This is a genomic window from uncultured Shewanella sp., assembly GCF_947491715.1.
In the GTDB taxonomy this organism is placed as follows: domain Bacteria; phylum Pseudomonadota; class Gammaproteobacteria; order Enterobacterales; family Shewanellaceae; genus Shewanella.
In genome coordinates this window covers 1-1,259 of the sequence record NZ_CANLKR010000091.1, presented here as the reverse complement: position 1 = coordinate 1,259, position 1,259 = coordinate 1, and the positions used below count along the sequence as shown (strand labels likewise).

Here is a 1,259-nt window from a genome sequence, read left to right as displayed (position 1 = left end):
TGTAGTGGCATAGTTAGTTTGGCCACCTAGTTAGAGGTGATATCATCACCTCATAAGATGACAGGTGACATTATGACAAAACGTACGAGAAGACTTTTTAGTGCAGAATTCAAACTTGAATCTGCTCAATTAGTATTAGATCAAAATTATTCAATCATTGAAGCAGCTCAAGCCATGAATGTGGGCAAATCGACCATGGATAAATGGGTGCGACAATTAAGGGAAGAACGTCAAGGCAAGCAACCCAAAGCGTCCCCGATAACATCTGAGCAAATTGAAATTCGTGAATTAAAGAAGCAATTAGCGCGTCTCCAGGAGCACAACGAAATATTAAAAAAGGCTACCGCTCTGTTGATGTCAGACTCACTGAACAATTCTCAATAATTGAGAGGCTTAAGCAGAGCTATAGTATAAAAACATTATGCGAAGTGTTCAGTATTCATCGTAGTAGCTACAAATATTGGCGAACAAGACCCACAGATATTAACGCTGATAAGGTCAAACTTCGTAGCTTAGTCAGTGAGGTACACACGGCAAGTAATGGCTCTGCTGGGGCGAGAACAGTCGCGTATATGGTGACTCAACAAGGTGTTTCGTTAAGTCGATATCGTGCCACTAAGCTGATGAAAGAGCTCGGGTTAGTGAGTTGTCAGATGCCGAAGCACAAATATAGAAAAGCAACACAAGAACATATTGAAATCCCCAATTATCTGGGGCGACAATTCGCCGTTACAGCCCCAAATAAGGTGTGGGTTGGTGATGTCACTTATGTCTGGGCTGGTAATCGTTGGATGTATTTGGCCGTTGTGATGGATTTATTTGCCCGTAAAGTGATTGGTTGGGCCATGTCATTATCGCCTGATAGCAGATTAACAGGCAAAGCGCTTTCAATGGCCTATGAAGTGCGTGGTAAGGCTGAAGGGGTTATGTTCCATAGCGATCAAGGCAGTCACTATACCAGCCGAAAGTACCGCCAATTATTGTGGCGATATCAAATAAAACAAAGCTTATCTCGGCGTGGAAACTGTTGGGATAATAGTCCAATGGAGCGTTTCTTTAGGAGTCTAAAAACAGAATGGATACCGACAACAGGGTATTGTCGTTTTGCAGAGGCTCAGCAAGAGATTATTCGATACATCATTGGATATTACTGTCAGCTTCGCCCTCATCAATATAACGGTGGGCTGACACCAAATGAATCAGAACGGTTGTTTTGGTTAAACTCTAAGATCGTGGCCAATTTTAGTTGACCGCTACAA

Annotated in this window: 1 protein-coding gene; it reads left to right on the top strand. The window is 42.5% G+C overall.

The genetic code is table 11. The annotated features are described in order from the left end of the window. Positions 1-72: 72 nt before the first annotated feature. Positions 73-1,250, top strand: a protein-coding gene (locus tag Q0779_RS23610; protein WP_298776706.1) for an IS3 family transposase whose coding sequence is annotated in 2 segments (ribosomal slippage) — positions 73-340 and positions 340-1,250 — 1,179 coding nt in all. Because the reading frame shifts where the segments join, the coding sequence is not laid out codon by codon here. Positions 1,251-1,259 lie beyond the last annotated feature (9 nt).